General features: G+C 67.5%; 21 protein-coding genes and 5 pseudogenes. 9 read left to right on the top strand and 17 right to left on the bottom strand.

Annotated features, from left to right (window positions below):
- Window positions 1-191 precede the first annotated feature (191 nt).
- From AFB00_RS20010 to AFB00_RS33460, 3 genes are all read right to left on the bottom strand, one after another.
- Window positions 192-1,031 (bottom strand): CPBP family intramembrane glutamic endopeptidase, encoded by an 840-nt coding sequence (locus AFB00_RS20010; protein ID WP_068798486.1) that lies wholly within the window; start codon window positions 1,029-1,031, stop codon window positions 192-194.
- Window positions 1,032-1,254: 223 nt separating this feature from the next.
- Window positions 1,255-1,917 carry a hypothetical protein gene (locus AFB00_RS20005; protein ID WP_068798485.1) on the bottom strand — a complete coding sequence of 221 codons (663 nt, stop codon included), beginning with the start codon at window positions 1,915-1,917 and terminating at the stop codon, window positions 1,255-1,257.
- Window positions 1,918-2,067: 150 nt separating this feature from the next.
- Window positions 2,068-2,238, bottom strand: a complete 171-nt coding sequence (locus tag AFB00_RS33460; RefSeq protein ID WP_156819652.1) for a hypothetical protein — start codon at window positions 2,236-2,238, stop codon at window positions 2,068-2,070.
- Between the two features lie 115 nt (window positions 2,239-2,353).
- Here AFB00_RS33460 and AFB00_RS20000 point away from each other — a divergent pair, with 115 nt between their 5' ends.
- A complete protein-coding gene (locus AFB00_RS20000; RefSeq protein ID WP_231973997.1) occupies window positions 2,354-2,944 on the top strand; it encodes a TetR/AcrR family transcriptional regulator in 591 nt (196 codons plus the stop codon).
- Window positions 2,945-2,974: 30 nt separating this feature from the next.
- On the opposite strand, the gene AFB00_RS19995 is transcribed toward AFB00_RS20000, so the two are convergent.
- The 6 genes and pseudogenes from AFB00_RS19995 to AFB00_RS32165 all read right to left on the bottom strand — a co-directional run bounded on the left by AFB00_RS19995 (window position 2,975) and on the right by AFB00_RS32165 (window position 6,604).
- On the bottom strand, window positions 2,975-3,469 hold the full coding sequence (locus AFB00_RS19995) for an IS5 family transposase (protein WP_231974463.1): 495 nt from the start codon (window positions 3,467-3,469) through the stop codon (window positions 2,975-2,977).
- On the bottom strand, window positions 3,420-3,560 hold the full coding sequence (locus tag AFB00_RS35015) for a hypothetical protein (protein ID WP_231973996.1): 141 nt from the start codon (window positions 3,558-3,560) through the stop codon (window positions 3,420-3,422). Before AFB00_RS35015 ends, AFB00_RS19995 begins: the two co-directional genes overlap by 50 nt.
- A gap of 41 nt (window positions 3,561-3,601) precedes the next feature.
- Window positions 3,602-3,808: pseudogene (locus AFB00_RS33455) on the bottom strand (transposase); the annotation flags it as partial.
- A 6-nt stretch (window positions 3,809-3,814) separates the two neighbouring features.
- A complete protein-coding gene (locus tag AFB00_RS19990) occupies window positions 3,815-4,864 on the bottom strand; it encodes an IS110 family transposase (RefSeq protein WP_197519599.1) in 1,050 nt (349 codons plus the stop codon).
- A gap of 41 nt (window positions 4,865-4,905) precedes the next feature.
- On the bottom strand, window positions 4,906-6,189 hold the full coding sequence (locus AFB00_RS19985; RefSeq protein ID WP_068796251.1) for an IS256 family transposase: 1,284 nt from the start codon (window positions 6,187-6,189) through the stop codon (window positions 4,906-4,908).
- Window positions 6,158-6,604, bottom strand: coding sequence for an IS5 family transposase (locus tag AFB00_RS32165; RefSeq protein ID WP_083275687.1), 447 nt, complete (start codon window positions 6,602-6,604; stop codon window positions 6,158-6,160). The genes AFB00_RS19985 and AFB00_RS32165 overlap by 32 nt, the downstream gene beginning before the upstream one ends.
- Window positions 6,605-6,700: 96 nt before the next feature.
- On the opposite strand from AFB00_RS32165, the pseudogene AFB00_RS36360 reads away from it, so the two are divergent.
- Both AFB00_RS36360 and AFB00_RS35010 read left to right on the top strand, forming a co-directional pair.
- A pseudogene (locus tag AFB00_RS36360) lies at window positions 6,701-6,886 on the top strand (transposase); the annotation flags it as partial.
- 233 nt (window positions 6,887-7,119) lie between these two features.
- Window positions 7,120-7,332, top strand: a pseudogene (locus tag AFB00_RS35010) (transposase); the annotation flags it as partial.
- 29 nt (window positions 7,333-7,361) lie between these two features.
- Here the strand turns inward: AFB00_RS35010 and AFB00_RS19980 are convergent.
- Window positions 7,362-8,270, bottom strand: a complete 909-nt coding sequence (locus tag AFB00_RS19980; RefSeq protein WP_060710839.1) for an IS3 family transposase — start codon at window positions 8,268-8,270, stop codon at window positions 7,362-7,364.
- Window positions 8,267-8,557: a transposase gene (locus tag AFB00_RS19975; protein ID WP_060710840.1), complete on the bottom strand. Its 291-nt coding sequence runs from the start codon at window positions 8,555-8,557 to the stop codon at window positions 8,267-8,269. Before AFB00_RS19975 ends, AFB00_RS19980 begins: the two co-directional genes overlap by 4 nt.
- 18 nt (window positions 8,558-8,575) lie before the next feature.
- On the opposite strand from AFB00_RS19975, the gene AFB00_RS36355 reads away from it, so the two are divergent.
- From AFB00_RS36355 to AFB00_RS33445, 4 genes and pseudogenes are all read left to right on the top strand, one after another.
- Complete coding sequence (locus AFB00_RS36355; RefSeq protein ID WP_083275686.1) at window positions 8,576-8,905, top strand: transposase; 330 nt, start codon at window positions 8,576-8,578, stop codon at window positions 8,903-8,905.
- Complete coding sequence (locus tag AFB00_RS19970; RefSeq protein WP_335726538.1) at window positions 8,905-10,122, top strand: IS256 family transposase; 1,218 nt, start codon at window positions 8,905-8,907, stop codon at window positions 10,120-10,122. Before AFB00_RS36355 ends, AFB00_RS19970 begins: the two co-directional genes overlap by 1 nt.
- Before the next feature lie 107 nt (window positions 10,123-10,229).
- Window positions 10,230-11,345, top strand: a complete 1,116-nt coding sequence (locus tag AFB00_RS19965) for an IS110 family transposase (RefSeq protein WP_083275685.1) — start codon at window positions 10,230-10,232, stop codon at window positions 11,343-11,345.
- Window positions 11,346-11,351: 6 nt separating this feature from the next.
- Window positions 11,352-11,567, top strand: a pseudogene (locus tag AFB00_RS33445) (transposase); the annotation flags it as partial.
- A gap of 27 nt (window positions 11,568-11,594) precedes the next feature.
- On the opposite strand, the pseudogene AFB00_RS36350 reads toward AFB00_RS33445, so the two are convergent.
- Window positions 11,595-12,499: pseudogene (locus AFB00_RS36350) on the bottom strand (IS5 family transposase).
- A gap of 121 nt (window positions 12,500-12,620) precedes the next feature.
- The gene (locus AFB00_RS19955) at window positions 12,621-12,881 is read right to left on the bottom strand and encodes a hypothetical protein (RefSeq protein WP_068798481.1); all 261 of its coding nucleotides are present in this window, start codon (window positions 12,879-12,881) and stop codon (window positions 12,621-12,623) included.
- Window positions 12,882-13,998: 1,117 nt separating this feature from the next.
- On the opposite strand from AFB00_RS19955, the gene AFB00_RS19950 reads away from it, so the two are divergent.
- Window positions 13,999-14,328, top strand: a complete 330-nt coding sequence (locus AFB00_RS19950) for a CHY zinc finger protein (RefSeq protein WP_068800486.1) — start codon at window positions 13,999-14,001, stop codon at window positions 14,326-14,328.
- 52 nt (window positions 14,329-14,380) lie between these two features.
- Here AFB00_RS19950 and cynS read toward each other — a convergent pair whose 3' ends face one another.
- The 4 genes from cynS to AFB00_RS19930 all read right to left on the bottom strand — a co-directional run bounded on the left by cynS (window position 14,381) and on the right by AFB00_RS19930 (window position 17,267).
- Window positions 14,381-14,824 carry a cyanase gene (gene cynS / locus AFB00_RS19945; RefSeq protein WP_068798480.1) on the bottom strand — a complete coding sequence of 148 codons (444 nt, stop codon included), beginning with the start codon at window positions 14,822-14,824 and terminating at the stop codon, window positions 14,381-14,383.
- A gap of 3 nt (window positions 14,825-14,827) precedes the next feature.
- Complete coding sequence (locus tag AFB00_RS19940) at window positions 14,828-15,988, bottom strand: NAD-dependent formate dehydrogenase (protein ID WP_068798479.1); 1,161 nt, start codon at window positions 15,986-15,988, stop codon at window positions 14,828-14,830.
- A gap of 222 nt (window positions 15,989-16,210) precedes the next feature.
- Window positions 16,211-16,468 carry a hypothetical protein gene (locus AFB00_RS19935; RefSeq protein WP_068798478.1) on the bottom strand — a complete coding sequence of 86 codons (258 nt, stop codon included), beginning with the start codon at window positions 16,466-16,468 and terminating at the stop codon, window positions 16,211-16,213.
- The gene (locus AFB00_RS19930) at window positions 16,437-17,267 is read right to left on the bottom strand and encodes an alpha/beta fold hydrolase (protein ID WP_068798477.1); all 831 of its coding nucleotides are present in this window, start codon (window positions 17,265-17,267) and stop codon (window positions 16,437-16,439) included. The genes AFB00_RS19935 and AFB00_RS19930 overlap by 32 nt, the downstream gene beginning before the upstream one ends.
- Window positions 17,268-17,492: 225 nt before the next feature.
- Here AFB00_RS19930 and AFB00_RS32145 point away from each other — a divergent pair, with 225 nt between their 5' ends.
- Window positions 17,493-17,873, top strand: coding sequence for a carboxylesterase family protein (locus AFB00_RS32145; RefSeq protein WP_083275683.1), 381 nt, complete (start codon window positions 17,493-17,495; stop codon window positions 17,871-17,873).
- Window positions 17,874-17,876 lie beyond the last annotated feature (3 nt).

Below are 17,876 nucleotides of genomic sequence, written 5' to 3'. Positions count from 1 at the left end.
CAACCCGCGTATATCAGTCTGACCGCGCGTCGAGCCGACACGCCTCCACCCACCCGGCCCCGTCGGGCCCACAACCGCCCTGAGCAGCCCCGATACCAGATATCGAGGGGCCGATCACCCCTGCCCACTTGACAGAAGTGACCTCCATATCAGCTGTCGGGAGGTCAGCCACAGAGAGGACAGCCTGAGTGTCAGTGCCCCCGAGTGGCGCTGCGCACGGCGGACCGGCGCCGTTCGTACCACCAGACCGTGCCCACCGCAGCCAGCATGAACGGCACGGGGATCAGCAGGTGTGGTCCGCCGGGCACAGTCGCCCGGTCGAGGACCAGGGCCCCGCCACCGGCGAAGACCACGTTGAGGATGAAGGTGAGTCCGTTGTTGGCGATGTGCAGCGCGATCGAAGCCTCCAGGCCGCGGCTGATGACGGCCATAGTGGCGAAGCAGAGTCCGATGAAGATGTAGTAGGCCAGCTGCCAGGGATCAAAGGCGAAATGGACGAGCGCGAACACGGGGCTCGATACCACGACCCCGATGACCAGTGCGGGCAGAACGGGCCGGACCCACGATGCGATCGCCGGCATGATCGCGCCCCGGAACATGAGCTCCTCGCCCAGCGACTGCAGCGGGATGGTCAGTACCACGACCGCGAGCAGGGTGATCGTGGTGCCGGTGATGCCGAACGTGGTCCAGGTGGTCGACTCCGGTGCCAGGACCGCGACGGTGGCGTTACCTCCCGCGATGAGTAGGAGGGTGACGCCGAGGTATCGGAGCAGTCGCCGTCGGTCGAAGCGTCGTGGGTAGCTCAGGATGGTGCGCCAAGGCGCCTTCGCCAGCCAGGCGATGAACGGGACTGCCAGCAGGCCGGTGATCGTCACGCTCAGGTTCACTGCCAGCATGCGTAGCGGGGTCAGGGTGTTCGGCGGGGCCTGGTCGCCCTCGATCATCGCCGCGACCTGGAACAGGACGATCTGGAGCAGGATCATCGACACCGGGAGCACGATCAGCGCGACGAGCGGTTTCCACCAGCTCATCTGCAGGTGCGCGCCGAAAGGTCGAGCCGTGTCCCTGGGGCCCTCGGGGTGGCGCAGCGGGCGAGTTTGGGCTTCCCAGCCGGGGTGTGGTGCGCGCCCGGACTGCGATGGATGGCGTGGGTGCATGGCGGTGCCTTTCGCTCGGCGCTGCTGGTGTCGCGTGTGCTGCGACATCGAGCGCAGGTCGGTGGCGCACCGATCGGTGCGAGATCGGTGGGGGTGGTCAGTTGCCGGCGCTGTCGAGCCAGCTGTAGCGAAGTCGCAGGGCGCGTTCGGTACTGGCCACAGCGGCGCCCACGCCGAGGGTGATGTTGAGCCAGATCGGCAACTGGACCGGGGAGTGGAATACCCCCACTGAGCCCTTTTCAACCTGCCGTTCCGGCAGCTCAGGGGCCTGGTTGTGTGGGTGCAGACGCCGAGCTGGCGAGCCGGTGACCTGTGCAGCTGTGGTCAGAGCAGTTGCGCTGCAACCTTCGCGATCTCCTGACGCAGAAGCTCGCTGGTCAGGTTGAAAAAGGCTCACTGCCTCGGTGACGGGCGGGATGCGCGAGAGCGGCTCGGCGACCTGCAGCAGCAGCAACGCCAGCCCGATGATCAGCAGGACGATCGAAGCGAGTCCGACGACACGGCTCAGGGTCGGATGCTCTCTGTCCAGTCGTGCCCGTTTTCCCTCGGCCGACCGCGGATCCGGAACCAACTGAAACTCGCCACGGCTGGTCACGTAGTGACAGCGTTTGATACCGAACCCGCTCATGGCGACCTCGCTCTCACCTCCCGCCACCGGGAACAAGGCCGGGATCTTCGACTCCGCGTAGTGGCGACCATCGCGGTAGAGGTGCGCCCTGACCTCCCCGCCGCTCTGGTTGCCCCAGTGAGCCTTTTTCAACCTGACCAGCGAGCTTCTGCGTCAGGAGATCGCGAAGGTTGCAGCGCAACTGCTCTGACCACAGCTGCACAGGTCACCGGCTCGCCAGCTCGGCGTCTGCACCCACACAACCAGGCCCCTGAGCTGCCGGAACGGCAGGTTGAAAAAGGCTCAGTGCCGGACATCGACGGCATAGACCGTGTCCGGGTACGGGCCGCCGGAGAGCCGCAGATAGAACAGTGCCCGGCCGAGCAGCTGCCACCAGCGGAAGGACCGCAGCGGGCGGCCATCGCCGGGTTTCACGCGACGGGTGCGCCACTGACGCCGCCAGTCGTGCAACATGACCTCTCCTCAGTGTCCGCAGCGAACGATCGTCGCTGGCGCGGACGGTGTATGATACGCTGCACTAGCTTTCTGGCACACCGTATCAGAGAGGATGGCGATGGGTAGAGATTCGGTGCGCAGCACGCGCAGCAAGATCGTCGAGGCGGCGGTGGAGATGGTCGCCCGCGATGTCACGACGAGCCTGAGCGTGCGCAAGGTGGCCGAACAAGCCCAGGTCAGCGTCGGCTCGCTGCGCTACCACTTCCCGACGCAGCAGTCACTCCACGACGAGGTCATGAAGCGGGTCTACTCGACCATCCTGTCCGATGACCCCATCCGGGATCGCTCGGTCCCGGCGCGGGACCGGTTGGTGTCCTGCCTGCGGCAGGTACTCGCCCCCATCGGGGTCGGGACGCAGGCACGGGCGCAGTGGCGCAAGGTTTTCGACGCCTTCATGCCGTCTGAAAGCTCGGAGCAGGTCGATGCCGCGCACGCAGCCGTCGTGAGTGAAGGTCGCCGACGCGTCGAGTACTGGCTCGCCGTCCTCACCGAGGAGGGCGAACTCCCCGACGGCGACAACCCGCACCACACCCGATTCCTCTGCACAATCCTCAACGGACTGGCCGTGGAGCGAGCCCTCCCCGCGGAGGACTCCCTGCTCGAAGCCGAGACCGCCGCCCTCTACACAGCAGTCGACTGCGTGCTCGGTACCCGTGCCCCGTAGATTCCCTGAGGGTAGATCTCTCTGGGGGATCTAGGGTGTGTCTCCCAATGCGCGGAGCCAGGTGACGATTACCTTCAGGACGGCGCCGCCGCGGAAGGTCAGGGCGAGCTTGTCGTAACGGGTGGCCAGCCCGCGCCACTGCTTGACGTGGCAGAACCCGCGCTCGACGACGTTGCGGTTTCGGTAGTCGACCGGATCGAATGCGGGCGGTCGGCCACCGCGTGAGCCCCGTCGTTTGCGGTGTCCCTGCTGGTCAGAGGGCTCCGGAATGACAGCGATGATCCGGCGCTCGCGCAGGTGCCGGCGGATCGCGCGTGAGGAGTAGGCCTTGTCCGCGCGCACGCGTTCGGGCCGGGTCCGGGGTCGTCCCGGGCCCGGTCGGGCGATGCTCAGGTGCGCCATCAGGTGCGGAAACATTGGCGAGTCGCCGCCCTGGCCGGGGCCGAGGAGGACCACCAGCGGGCGGCCGTGCCCGTCAACGAGCTGGTGGATCTTCGTCGACAGCCCTCCGCGGGACCGTCCCAGCGCGTGATCTGCTGGTTCGGCGAGCAGATTCGTGTAGTTCGATCCGGCCCCCTGTGTCGCGCTTGAGGGTCGCGGCGTGCGAGCCTGTCACGGTTCCCGTGTAAGCCACGGGTGACTGATGTGGTTAAGCTATCACAGAGGAAGTCGTCCAGGGAAGAGGACGACCAGGGTGTTCAGGGCTGTTTTCCAGCCATGTGTTCCGGTTCCGGACTCACCTCCTCTCTTGCTCGGAATGTTCCGCAGGCCGAGGTAGAGTAGCTTCATCGCCGCCTCGTCCGACGGGAAGTGCCCGCGAGTCTTTGTGATTTTCCGGAGTTGGAAGTTGATGGATTCGAAGCTCTCTTGTCAAGCAGCAGCTGCGGAGCTGGTCGGTGTGGTCGCCGTGGAGCGTCTTGCGTCGGTCCACATGTGTCTGATGATGATGTTCGCGAGCTGCCGCTTGTGGCTTCGCCGAGCCTCACGTTTTGTCTTGTTGTCGGTGACCCGTTTCGCCATGTACTCTTTCGCCGGCGGGTGGCATCGGACTTGCGTGACGTGCACGATGTGCAGAACAGAGTTGACAGCTCGATTGCCGCCGAGGTCGAGTCGGTGCCGACGGGCCGGCCCGTGACCTTCACCCGACGAGAGGGCGACGGGCGCGATTCCGCACCAGCGTGCAAACTGGGCCTCGGTCGTGAACCGGCACGGATCGCCGATCTCGACCAGAAGATCCATGGCTGTGACCACGCCGACACCGCGGACCTCTGTGAGGGTGCAGCCAAGGTCGCTGAGGAGGGCGGGAATCTGTCGGTCGAGTTCCTTGATCCGCGCCGTCAGGGTGATGATGTCGTTCAGGCTGGCCGCGAGCCGGTCGAGCTTGAGCCGCTCGGCTGGGCTGAGCAGATCGGGGTTCGCGACGCCGTCGACCAGGGACTGGAGCTGCGGGAGAACGCGGCTGGTCGAGGGCAACGTGGCGCGGATGGCGACGGGGAGCGTGACGAGTACTGCTTCGGACTCGGTGAGCAGCCGAACACGCTGCAGGACAAGAGATTCACGCCAGTCGCGGATCACCGTGAGCGTCTGCCATGTCGGGCTGGGCGCGGTGTGCTTCCCGGCCGGAGGCAGCTCGGGGTCGCTGAGGGCCTCTCGGGCGATGGCCTCCGCGTCCTCGGCGTCGGTCTTGGCCCGACGACGACGCTTACGCCGCTCCGCGGTGCGGTTGGCTTGGACTTCGCGCACGTCGTAACCCGCGGCCGCGAGCGCGAGGACCAGCGGCTGGCCGAGAAATCCCGATCCTTCGATGCCGATCCGGTCGATCGTCAGCTCGACACCGAGCAGGAACGTCAGCAGCTCATCGATACCGCCCTTGGTGATGGAGAAGGACTTGTTGTCGACCACGCCGCCTGAGCCTGTCACGGTTCCCGTGTAAGCCACGGGTGACTGATGTGGTTAAGCTATCACAGAGGAAGTCGTCCAGGGAAGAGGACGACCAGGGTGTTCAGGGCTGTTTTCCAGCCATGTGTTCCGGTTCCGGACTCACCTCCTCTCTTGCTCGGAATGTTCCGCAGGCCGAGGTAGAGTAGCTTCATCGCCGCCTCGTCCGACGGGAAGTGCCCGCGAGTCTTTGTGATTTTCCGGAGTTGGAAGTTGATGGATTCGATGGTGTTGGTGGTGTAGACGATCCGCCGTAGTTCGGGCGGGTAGTCGAGGAACGGAATGAACTCGTTCCACGCACGACGCCAGACGTCGAGCACTCCCGGGTACTGTCGTCCCCACTCGGTGTCAAGATCCTTCAGGGCGAGCTCGGCGGCCTCGACGGTGGGCGCGGTGTAGATCGTCTTCATGGACTTCACGATCTTCTTCCGGTCCTGGTAGGACACGAACCGCATCGCGTTGCGGATCACGTGCACCACGCATGTCTGGACGACGGCGTCGGGGAAGACGCTGGTGATGGCTTCAGGAAGACCACTCAGGCCATCGCAGCAGGCGATCAGGATGTCGCGCAGCCCGCGGTTGCGCAGCTGGGTGAGCACCGCGTGCCAGAACTTCGCGCCCTCGGTCTCGGCGATCCAGCAGCCCAGCGCGTGCTTGCGGCCCTCGACGTCCACGCCGATGACCAGGTGCGCGCTCTTGATCGTGACCGCGGCCTTGTCCCGGATCTTGATTCGGATACCGTCGATATAGACGATCGGGTAGACCTCGTCGACCGGCCGATTCCGCCAGATCTCGATCTCGTCGGTCACCACATCGGTGATGTTCGAGATCAGTTCCCGTGACGCCTCCACCCCGTACACTTCGAGCAGGTGCGCTTCGATGTCGCGGGTCGACATTCCGCGGGCGTAACAGGAGAGCACCAGCTCGTCGATCTGGCCGACCCGACGGGCGCGTTTCGGCACGATCTGCGGCTCGAACTCGCCATTCCGGTCCCGCGGCACGCTGATCGTCACCGGCCCGTTCGTGGTCGACACCTTCTTGGTAGCGCTGCCATTACGCGAATTGCCGGTACCGTGTCCGGCGGGGTCGTCGCGGTCATAGCCGAGGTGGTGGGTCATCTCGGTCTGCAGCGACCGTTCGAGCACGGCCTTGGTCATCTGGTTGAGCAGTCCGTCGACGCCGTCGATCGGGGTACCGGCGGCCTTCGCATCGGCCAACAGCGCGTCGATCGCCGACGGGTCGAGCGCCTCGGCAAGCCGGCGGGCAGCCGCGGTCTCACCGTCGGGATCGGGTTGGTTCTCGCTCACGTGGGTGTCCCTCCCGACCGCCGTGTTGATCACTGCGGTCGATCTTGGTCCACCCGCGGCTTACACGGCTCGCGTGACACGCCTCGGCGTGCTGGTGGGCACGGATGATCGTGGAGTCCACGCTGACCGCCCACCCGAGCACCTCGGCGGCGTCGGCCTCGACCAGAAGAGCAGCCAGGATGTGGTCCCAGGTGCCGTCGCCGCTGTAGCGGCGGTGCCGCTTCCACAACGTCTGCCACGGCCCGAACTCGGCTGGGACGTCGCGCCAGGGAAGCCCGCACCGATACCGGTAGATGATCCCCTCGAGCACCCGGCGGTCATCGCGGAACGGGCACCCGCGACGACCCTCGGAAGAGGGCAACAGCGGCGCCAGACGGGCCCACTGGACATCAGTCAGGACAGCGGTACGCGGCACCGATCAAGCATCGCGCACCCCGCTCCGCCTATCTGGGAGACACGCCCTAGGGCGTGTCTCCCATATGGGTGTCCGGACTGCCGGCAGGATGAGCCGGTGAGTTCGTCGAGGTTCGCGCTGCTCTCGGATGCTCAGTGGCAGTTGATCGGGCCGCTGCTGCCCTCCAACGCCGGGCGGCGTGGGCACCCGTTCGGCGAGGATCGCCGCGTGGTGGAGGGGATCATCTTCCGATACCGAACCGGGATCCCCTGGCGAGATCTGCCGCGGGAGCAGTTCGGGCCCTGGCAAACGGTGTGGAAGCGACACCGCCGCTACGCCGCTGACGGCACCTGGGACACCGTGCTGGCCGCACTGTTGGCCCAGGCCGACGCCAAGGGCGAGATCGACTGGACGGTGTTGACAGGTGTCGGTGGACGCCACGATCAACCGGGCGCACCAGCACGCCACGAACACCACCCGCCCCGAGCAGGACACAGGGGGCACGGTCGAACTACACGAAATCCCCTGACGGGTTCATGCCCAGCCCGCTCGGCGGACCGCGAGAACCCGCAGGTCACGGCATCGGCCGTTCCCGTGGCGGGCTGACGACGAAGATCCATGCCGCGGTCGACCGGCGGGGCCGGCCGCTGGCGGTGGTGGTGACCGGCGGGCAGCGCAACGACGGCGCCATGCTCGAGCAGGTCCTGGCCGACATCCGCGTCCCCCGCCTCGGCGCGGGACGGTCCCGCTGCGGTTCCCCCGAGATCGTGGAGGGTTCTTATGCCGCGTCTCGGGTGAGGGCGGCGTTCTCGTAGTTGATCGGTGAGAGCCCGGCGGCGGCACTGTGTCGCCGCCGGTGGTTGTAGAAGCCGTAACACCAGTCGATGACCGCCGCCCGCGCCCTACTGATGGTGTCGAAGTCGTTGCGGGACAGCACTTCCCACTCCAGGCTGGAGAAGAACGCCTCCGCCGCGGCATTGTCGAAACACGACCCGACCCGGCCCATCGACTGACGGATGTCGAGCCGCCGACACAGAGCGGTGAACGCGCCCGCGGTGTAGGTCGACCCGCGGTCGGTGTGGAAGATCACCCCGGCGATTCGGTCCGCCCCGCCGCGGGCCGCCACCGCCATCCGGATCGCCGCACACGCCAGCTCGGCGTTCGGGTGCAGCCCCGTGGCCGCGCCGAGCAGCCGCCGCGAGTACAGGTCGATCACCGTGGCCAGATACAACTTCCCGGCCGCGGTGGGGATCTCGGTCATGTCCCCGACCCATCTGCGGTTCGGCTCGGCCGCAGTGAAACCCCGACGAAGCAGGTCCGGGAACTTCGGCGCCGTGCGGTCCTGGCGGGTCAGCCCGTTGTGCCGCTTGATCCGGCGGGCGACCAGGCCCTGGCGGCGCATCGAGTCCGCCACGGTCTTCTCCGACACCCGCCATCCGGCCTCACACAGGTCGGCGTGCAGACGGGGTGAGCCGTGTAGCCGCTGGGCGTCGTCGAACGCCACGGCCACGGCGGCGTCCAACGCGCAGCGGCGCTTCTCGGTCGCGGTGGCACCACCGTCGGAACGCGCGGCGCGGTCGAGCCACTTGTACAACCAGGAGATCGACACCCCCAACAGGGCGCAGGCCAGCGTGTGCGGCACCCGGTGGAAGGTCCTCTGGTCGGCGATGAAACGGGCCACGCTCACTTCGTCGCCTCCTTGACCCACAGGACCACGGATCGCTTGAGGACATCACGCTCCATCCGCAGCTCGGCGTTCTCCGCGCGCAGCCGCTTGAGCTCCTCGACGCCGCCGCGAGACAGGCCCTCGGTGTCCTCGCGGGCCTCTCGTGCACGGGCCACCCAGTTGCCCAGCGTGCCCTCGTTGACCCCCAGGTCACGGGCGACCTGGGCGATCGGCTTGCCCGTCTCCTCCACGACCCGGACCGCTCCGTCACGGAACTCCCGGTCGTAGCGCTTCCGTACCTCTGGCATCGCTACCCCTTATAGCTGATGCCTCCCCGATCATGGGGGAACCGCATCCCGCAGAAACGCGACGAGATCGCCGCCCGCAAACGCCGCGGCTCCCTCGGCGGCAGACCACCCGGACTCGACGTTGAGACCTACAAGGGCCGCAACGTCGTGGAACGCCACTTCGCCCTGACCAAGCAGTGGCGCGGGCTGGCCACCCGCTACGACAAACTCGCCATCACCTATCGCGCCGCCACCGTCCTCAGCGCCTGCATCACCTGGTCACGCCTATTGGGAGGGGCCTGTGCAAGGAACGGTGGTTCCGGCCCGACACGCCGGGCTCGGGTCCGGTGGGATGGGCACTGTGAGTGATGACATCGGACCTTGTGGGTTCAGCCAAGGATGAGACGGGTTCAGGGCGTCAGCTCTCGCCCGAGCAGGCCGCCGCGGCGGCGATGGTGGCCGACGCGCGAGCACGCGGCCTGGAGCTGACCGGCCCGGATGGGCTGTTGAAGCTGTTCACCAAGAACGTTCTGGAGACTGCGCTCGGGGAGGAGATGACCGAGCACCTCGGGCATGCAAAGAACCGGGCCGACCCGGACCGGGAATCGACGAACAACCGGAACGGTCACCGGTCGAAGACGGTGATCTCCGATGCTGTCGGGGAGGTCGAGATCGAGGTGCCGAGAGACCGCGACTCGACGTTCGAACCCCAGATCGTTCGGAAACGGCAACGGCGGTTGGGGGATGTCGATGAGATCGTGTTGTCGCTGTACGCGAAGGGTTTGACGACCGGGGAGATCTCGGCGCATTTCTCGGAGATCTACGGGGCGTCGGTGTCGAAGGAGACCGTCTCACGGATCACCGACTCGGTGATCGCCGAGATGCAGGAATGGGTGTCGCGGCCACTCGATGCGGTGTACGTCGCGGTCTTCGTGGACGCGATCATGGTGAAGGTCCGCGACGGGCAGGTCGCCAACCGGCCCGTCTACGCGGCGATCGGGGTCACCGTCGACGGCCGCAAGGACGTGCTGGGCCTGTGGGCCGGCTCCGGTGGTGAGGGCGCGAAGTTCTGGCTGGGGGTGCTGACCGACCTGCGTAACCGCGGCATGCGGGACGTGTTCTTCCTGGTCTGCGACGGGTTGAAAGGCCTGCCCGAGGTGGTGGAGAACGTGTGGCCACAGACCATCGTGCAGACATGCATCGTGCACTTGATCAGGAACTCGTTCCGGTTGACGTCGCGGCGTGACACCGATGCGATCAAGCGAGGGATTCGGGCGATCTACACGGCCCCCACCGCCGACGCCGCTCTCGCTGCTCTCGATGACCTCGACGAAAAATGGGGTCGCACTTATCCGGCGATGATCCGGTTGTGGCGCAACGCCTGGACCGAGTTCGTTCCGTTCCTCGACTACGATGCCGAGATCCGTGCCGTGTTGTGTTCGACGAACGCGATCTGGGTGTTTAGATCAAGGAGTCGGTCAGGGCGTTGCTTCCCCGGCCGATGCTCGAGGCGGCCAGCCCTGACTCTGAACGCTATTGACGCCGTGAGGCTGTCTTCGATTCGAAGTGTCGGGCTGGCCGCGTGAGCGCAGGCCCGCGGTGCCTGGCTTGAAGAGAGCCTGCCTGACTCAACCCAGATCTGCCGACACCGCGGGCCTGCGCTGTCCACGATAGGCCACGCAGACGGGAACAAGTGTTGACGCACGAACACGGTGTCGCGGGGATCGATCCTCACAAGAATACGGCTACCATCGCAGTCCTCGATCATCGAGGCGGCGTGGTCGACAACAAGTCCTTCTCCATCACCAAGGGCGGTATCGATGAGCTGCTGACGTTCCTGCTCGGTGTCGAGCTGACGATCGACCGGATCGGCATCGAAGGATCGGGATTTCTCGGCCAGCCGCTGGTCCTCGCGCTCGCGGCCGCGGGTTACGACGTGCGCGAAGTCCAAGCCAACCGCACCGCGGAGCGGCGTAAGCGTCGTCGTCGGGCCAAGACCGACGCCGAGGACGCGGAGGCCATCGCCCGAGAGGCCCTCAGCGACCCCGAGCTGCCTCCGGCCGGGAAGCACACCGCGCCCAGCCCGACATGGCAGACGCTCACGGTGATCCGCGACTGGCGTGAATCTCTTGTCCTGCAGCGTGTTCGGCTGCTCACCGAGTCCGAAGCAGTACTCGTCACGCTCCCCGTCGCCATCCGCGCCACGTTGCCCTCGACCAGCCGCGTTCTCCCGCAGCTCCAGTCCCTGGTCGACGGCGTCGCGAACCCCGATCTGCTCAGCCCAGCCGAGCGGCTCAAGCTCGACCGGCTCGCGGCCAGCCTGAACGACATCATCACCCTGACGGCGCGGATCAAGGAACTCGACCGACAGATTCCCGCCCTCCTCAGCGACCTTGGCTGCACCCTCACAGAGGTCCGCGGTGTCGGCGTGGTCACAGCCATGGATCTTCTGGTCGAGATCGGCGATCCGTGCCGGTTCACGACCGAGGCCCAGTTTGCACGCTGGTGCGGAATCGCGCCCGTCGCCCTCTCGTCGGGTGAAGGTCACGGGCCGGCCCGTCGGCACCGACTCGACCTCGGCGGCAATCGAGCTGTCAACTCTATTCTGCACATCGTGCACGTCACGCAAGTCCGATGCCACCCGCCGGCGAAAGAGTACATGGCGAAACGGGTCACCGACAACAAGACAAAACGTGAGGCTCGGCGAAGCCACAAGCGGCAGCTCGCGAACATCATCATCAGACACATGTGGACCGACGCAAGACGCTCCACGGCGACCACACCGACCAGCTCCGCAGCTGCTGCTTGACAAGAGAGCTTCGAATCACTCAACGCCCGCTACCGCCGAGCGGTACGGGCGCGAGGGCATTTCCCCAGCGAGGCGGCCGCGTTGAAATGCCTGTACCTTGTGACCCGCAGCCTCAACCCGACCGGGCGAGGCCGCGCACGGTGGACGATCCGATGGAAGCCGGTGATCAACGCCTTCGCGATCACTTTCAGTGACCGCTGGCCGTCCGCCGAGCACTACTGACCAACAACGCCGGAACCACCGTTCCTGTTACAGACCCCTGAGGACGGTGGCGGCGCGATAGGTGATGGCGAGTTTGTCGTAGCGGGTGGCCAGCCCGCGCCACTGCTTGGTCAGGGCGAAGTGGCGTTCCACGACGTTGCGGCCCTTGTAGGTCTCAACGTCGAGTCCGGGTGGTCTGCCGCCGAGGGAGCCGCGGCGTTTGCGGGCGGCGATCTCGTCGCGTTTCTGCGGGATGACGGTGGTGATCGAGCGGCGGGCCAGTGCGCGCCGGTTGACCCCGGATGAGTAGGCCCGGTCGGCCACCACGGCGTCGGGTCGGGTGCGGGACCGTCCCGCGCCGAGGCGGGGGACGCGGATGTCGGCCAGGACCTGCTCGAGCATGGCGCCGTCGTTGCGCTGCCCGCCGGTCACCACCACCGCCAGCGGCCGGCCCCGCCGGTCGACCGCGGCATGGATCTTCGTCGTCAGCCCGCCACGGGAACGGCCGATGCCGTGACCTGCGGGTTCTCGCGGTCCGCCGAGCGGGCTGGGCATGAACCCGTCAGGGGATTTCGTGTAGTTCGACCGTGCCCCCTGTGTCCTGCTCGGGGCGGGTGGTGTTCGTGGCGTGCTGGTGCGCCCGGTTGATCGTGGCGTCCACCGACACCTGTCAACACCGTCCAGTCGATCTCGCCCTTGGCGTCGGCCTGGGCCAACAGTGCGGCCAGCACGGTGTCCCAGGTGCCGTCAGCGGCGTAGCGGCGGTGTCGCTTCCACACCGTTTGCCAGGGCCCGAACTGCTCCCGCGGCAGATCTCGCCAGGGGATCCCGGTTCGGTATCGGAAGATGATCCCCTCCACCACGCGGCGATCCTCGCCGAACGGGTGCCCACGCCGCCCGGCGTTGGAGGGCAGCAGCGGCCCGATCAACTGCCACTGAGCATCCGAGAGCAGCGCGAACCTCGACGAACTCACCGGCTCATCCTGCCGGCAGTCCGGACACCCATATGGGAGACACGCCCTAGCTGGTGGTCGGCGCGGTCCGCGCGATTGGCCATCGTTGTGCCGCTCGTCGCTACTCGCCCGCGAGCTGCACGAGTTCGACCTCGACGACACTCAGGTCGAGTAGCACCTGCTTCAGATCCGGCGACTCCGACCGGAGTCCGGGCATGCGCCCTCGGCGCACCGTGTGGCCTCGGTCCTGTCCAGCCCCGGCAAGGATCCGGTCGACGACCGCGGACATGTCCGGGACGATCCGGTTACGCATCATGGCGATGGCGACACCCGAGTCGATGTCGGTGTAGGCGGCGCGGCCGGTCGAGCTGGGGCCAGGCAAACCCGGTCGTCAACGGGACCGGCTCGGGCAAGGGCACCAACCTGCGAGCGTCTTACCTGCACACAGGGACTGTCCGATCTTCGGTGTAACTGGTCCGACACGCCGAGCGCAGCTCGGCGGGAGGAGCAGTCATGACAGAGACGATCGGACCTGTGCCGATCGGATTGACCAGCAGCAACTTGCCCAGCAACTCATCGCTGCAGCCCGTGAGGAAGGAGGCGAGCTCGTCGGCCCGGGAGGGATGCTGATCAGCGACACGATCACGCCGAACTCGGTCAGATGCTCGGCGAGACCGAGGTGGGTGGACGGGTCGGAGTCGGGCAGGGAAGGGTCGGGCAGGTAGAACAGCACGCCCGCGCCGAGTAACACGATCAGCAACGACAACGGGCGCCCGGCCAGCAACCGGGCAAGAGCCCGCCCCGCAGCGCAGCCGCACCGGAGCCGAGCAAGACCAGATCGAGCAGCTGCACACCGCCTCGTTTGCGCTGGCAGGTGGCCCGGCCGACGAGAACTCGATCGCCTTCTCCCGCACCCCCGGCCAGGTGCTCAACATCGCCTACCTCAACCCGGCCTCGGTCACCTCGGGCGGATTCTTCCCCGCCGGCGTCAACGGCGAGGTCGCCACCAGCGACGCCAATGACTGAGCCTTTTTCAACCTGACCAGCGAGCTTCTGCGTCAGGAGATCGCGAAGGTTGCAGCGCAACTGCTCTGACCACAGCTGCACAGGTCACCGGCTCGCCAGCTCGGCGTCTGCACCCACACAACCAGGCCCCTGAGCTGCCGGAACGGCAGGTTGAAAAGGGCTCACTGACCAGCCCTCCCCACACAACACGGTGCCGCCGCCCCCACACGTGGGAGCGGCGGCACTGTCGTGTCCGGGCACACGACAACCACGTCGGGCCAGTCCGCTCGGGGGTGCGGACCGGCCCGACGATCGGCTGTGTAGCGGGTATCAGCCCTCCAGGTTGGAGACCTGGTCGAGCATGCGCAGGCGCCGCAGCGACCTCTCTTGCGCCGGATTGTCGAGTCCGGGACGCACCCGGGGCTCGTCGCTGCGGGCGGGCACGACGCTCGACTGTGGGCGGCCTGGCAGGGGTCGCGGTCGGGGGTGAGCCGGTGACCGCGCCCCGGGTGTTCGGCGACGTCGTCGATGGGCTGACGCGCTGTGCGCACTACTACACACCGCTCGACGTGATCGCGATTCGGTTCCGCTGCTGCGATCGCTACTACCCGTGCTTCCGCTGCCACGCCGCGCACGCCGGCCACCCGCCGACGACCTGGGCCGCGCACGCACGCGCCGAGCGGGCCGTGCTCTGCGGGGTCTGCCGCACCGAGCTGAGCATCGCCGACTACGTCGACGCCGACAGTTGCCCGGACTGCGGCGCGCCGTTCAACCCGGGCTGCCGCCTGCACCACGACCTCTACTTCGAACCCGTGGCCCGGTAGTCCTGCCGACCGCCGGGGTGGGGCCCGGCGCCCGGCCGGGCCCCACCCGCGTTCACCAGGTGCGGTACGGCAGGAACTTGCCGTTCAGGGTGATCACTGCGCGGTCGCCCTTCGGGTCGGCGACCCTCTTGAGGTCCAGCTCGAAGTCGATCGCCGACACGATGCCGTCGCCGAACTCCTCCCGGACGAGCTCGGAGATCGTGGCCCCGTACACCTGGACCACTTCCGCGAGGCGGTAGACGAGTGGGTCGGTCGTGTCGACTGCCGCGGAGCCCCGCACCGGGGGCAGCTGCAGCGCGAGGACCGTCTCGGGCTTCAGCTCCAGCAGCTCACCGGCCGCGACGGCCTGCTTCTCGGTCAGCGTCTGCTGTCCGAGCAGGGCGGAGGTGGACCACTCGACCGACCGGCCGAGCGTCCCGGCGACGGTGGCCCACGACAGGCCGAGCCGCTTCTTCGCGGCGAGGACCTCGTGACGGGCGTCGAGTCGTGTCGTCACCGATCAGGCCTTCGCGCTGTAGGAGTGCGCGCCCGTGCCGGCCAGTCGTCCGCCGTCGACGATGAGGTACTCGTCGCGCAGCGGGGTCCCGGCGAAGAACGACTCCAGAATCTCGCGGGTCCCCGCGGCGTAGCGGGCCTGCGCGGACAGGGTCGACCCGGAGATATGCGGAGTCATGCCGTGGTGGGGCATGAGCCGCCACGGGTGGTCCTTCGGCGCGGGCTGGGGGTACCAAACGTCGCCGGCGTACCCGGCCAACCGGCCGCTCTCCAGGGCGCGCACGACCGCGTCCCGGTCGACGATCAGCCCGCGAGCGGTGTTGATCAGGTAGGCGCCACGCCGCATCGTGGACAGCAGCTCGTCGTCGAACAGGTTGCGGGTCTCGTGATGCAGCGGCGCGTTGATCGTCACGACATCGCAGTGCGGGACCATCGACTGGGCGTCGGGGTGGTAGGTGAGGTTCAGCTCCTCCTCCACCTCGCGCGGGAGCCGGTGCCGGTCGGTGTAGTGCAGGCGGACGTCGAACGGGGCGAGCCGCCGCAGCACGGCGAGCCCGATCCGGCCGGCGGCCACGGTGCCGACATCCATCCCCTCCACGTCGTAGGCGCGCTCGACGCAGTCGGCAATGTTCCAGCCGCCGTCGAGGACCCACTGGTGGGACGGCAGGTAGTTGCGCACCAGCGACAGCACCATCATCACCACGTGCTCGGCGACGCTGATCGAGTTGCAGTAGGTGACCTCGGCGACCGTCACGCCGTGGATGATGGCGGCGTCGAGGTCGACGTGGTCCGATCCGATCCCCGCGGTCAGGGCCAGCTTGAGGTTCGGGGCCTTCGCGATCCGCTCCGCGGTCAGGTAGGCGGGCCAGAACGGCTGGGAGATGACGACGTCGGCCTCGGGGAGACGGCGTTCGAACTCCGAGTCCGGGCCGTCCTTGTCCGAGGTCACGATCAGCGTGTGACCGAGGCTCTCCAGATAGCCCCGCAGCCCGAGCTCACCGGAGACGCTGCCGAGCAGCGCGCCCGGGGTGAAATCGACCGCGGACGGGGTCGGAAGGGTCTGGCCGTCGGGGTAGCGCTCCAGGTGGGGCAGCCCGTCGCGGGCGTAGCCCGTCGGGTAACCGCCGACCGGATCGTCGTAGAGCACACACAGAACAGTCGCCATCGCTTCTCCTGAAATCGATCTTGAGTCCGTCTCCGCAGATACGGTTACCTAGCCACATATTCTCCGCAAGAGCGGAGACGCGAGGCTTTTAGATCAAGTGATCGGCGCGGACGATCACCGCCGCCACCGAACTGCCCACCGCGCCCGCGTCGTTGCCTCTGGCGGAACCCCGCGCGGCGGAGCCCCGCAGCGAGTCATCCCCGAAGACCCGACCAATCACCGTCACAAGGTCTTCACCGGCACCCCGACCAGACCACCCGCCCGTACCGAGAGCTCCCTCCGGTACCACTGCGGGACGGGCATCGAGCTGTGTCGGCGCAGCTGGTCGAGTACGGCGCGGACGCCGACCGCGATTCGGTTCCGTGACTCAGCGGGCTCCACGGCGCGCAGGGCTCGCCGGAAGAACGACCCGACGAGCAGATAGAAGCCGGTCAGCCCTGCTGCGCGGTCATCGAGCGTGTCGATGTCGTCGTTGTCCACGCAGGAAATCCAGCACGGTCGCGGTGAACGCCTCGGGCTGCTCGAGGTTCGGGTAGTGCGCGGCACCGGGGATCTCGATGACGTCGCCACCGGCGGCCTCGGCGATCTCTCGCGGCATCCGGATGTGGTCGTCGCTGTCGAGCGTCCCGATGACGGCGCGGACCGGAACTCGAAGCGTCGTCGCGCGCTCCAGCGGCCGGTCCCCGGGAGTGGGGAGCACCGGCGACCCATCCGGCACGTGCCGGGTCAGCGTGTCCGTGGCTATGGCGCGTATCGCGTTGGTGACCGTCGGGTCGACGTCGGCGACCTCGCGGTAGGGGCCGATGCCGATGCGCAGGAAGATCTCCAGCCACCGTGCGGCGTCGCGGTTCCGCTCGGCCGCGGCCCAGTCTGCGAGCAGCTCGGTGGTCCACGGATCGCGGAAGTCCGGGACGCTGCTACCGGCGCCGCTGAGCACCAGACTGTCAACGACGTCGGGGTGGTCCAACGCCGTGTCGGTCGCCGTCCCCGCACCCAGAGAGATCCCGACGAGCGTGGCCGGGCCGAGGTCGAGCGCACGCAGCAGCGCCGCGACGTCGTCGCCGTGCCGGAACGGCACCACCGGCGTCGACGCCCGCCCGTGACCACGCAGGTCGGGAGCGATCACCCGGTACTCCTGAGCCAACGGCGTGATCTGTGGTTCCCACATGCGGTGGTCGAGTACGCCACCGTGCAGCAGCACGACCGGGTGCCCCGCGCCGGTGTCGACGACAGCGAGGTGGCCGTCCGGGATCGGGACCGTCAGCGTCCGCGTGGTCATGACCCGATAGTCCCGAACACACACCAGTTTGACAACTTAGGTGTCATTTCTCCATCATCGTGGTCGGCACAGGGCGAGCGCGACACCACCGCCGGTGACGGTTGCATCCGTCTCGGCGGGCGTGGCTGGGGAACAGGTCATCTGTCTGTGCTATGTCGATATCAGCGGTGGAGGAGTGTGGACGTGTTCGCTCGTCGTGGACCTGGCCTCGCCATCGCGGCGTGCATGCTGGCGGGTGTGGGTGTGCTCGCGAGCTGCACGGTCGTACCGGACGCGGGCGGCGCCGTCGGTCCAGCTGTGGGTGAGAGCGGACCTCGTCCGGAAGTGAGTACCGACGCGGGACGACTGCGCGGAGTTGTCGACGGCAACGTGGTCCGGTACCGCGGTGTGCCCTACGCCCAACCACCGGTCGGTGACCTGCGCTGGGCGGCACCGCGCCGCGTCATCCCCGCCGCCGAGACACGCGACGCCGCGGCCTCCGGGCCGGCGTGCGTCCAGAATGCTGAGCAGCTTCCCGAGCCCTCACTGAGCCCTTTTCAACCTGCCGTTCCGGCAGCTCAGGGGCCTGGTTGTGTGGGTGCAGACGCCGAGCTGGCGAGCCGGTGACCT

It is taken from the genome of Pseudonocardia sp. HH130630-07 (assembly GCF_001698125.1).
Taxonomy (GTDB): domain Bacteria; phylum Actinomycetota; class Actinomycetes; order Mycobacteriales; family Pseudonocardiaceae; genus Pseudonocardia.
Note: the sequence above shows the minus strand (reverse complement) of the source record. Positions and strands in the feature narration are given on the sequence as shown.